Genomic DNA, 255 nt, shown 5'->3' on the forward strand with positions numbered 1-255 from the left:
CCCATCCCCTTGCTTCCCGGCCCTCCGGGGCCACCACCCGTTATCATGCCGCCACCGCCCGAGGCTCTTGCGCCATCGGAGGAATATTCGAATCAATATGACGGGAGACATTATGCTTGGTGCGCGCGCCGGTACCGGTCTTATTCAGCCTATGACAATAGCTTTCAGCCCTCTCGGGGACCGCGTAGGCAATGTTATTCCCCCTACGATTGAGCCGGCGTCGTTTCGGGCCCGCCGGAGTGGTTGGCTAACGTC

Annotated in this window: 1 protein-coding gene; it reads left to right on the plus strand. The window is 60.8% G+C overall.

Features of this window, described 5'->3' with window-relative positions:
• Positions 1–45 precede the first annotated feature (45 nt).
• A complete protein-coding gene (locus AF337_RS40345) occupies positions 46–213 on the plus strand; it encodes a BA14K family protein (protein WP_082336806.1) in 168 nt (55 codons plus the stop codon).
• Positions 214–255 lie beyond the last annotated feature (42 nt).

The sequence above is a fragment of the Rhizobium ecuadorense genome, from assembly GCF_001187535.1.
In the GTDB taxonomy this organism is placed as follows: domain Bacteria; phylum Pseudomonadota; class Alphaproteobacteria; order Rhizobiales; family Rhizobiaceae; genus Rhizobium; species Rhizobium ecuadorense.

Coding starts and splice junctions, on each gene's coding strand:
- AF337_RS40345 (WP_082336806.1), top strand. CDS start 46: ATGCCGCCACCGCCCGAGGCTCTTGCGCCATCGGAGGAATATTCGAAT.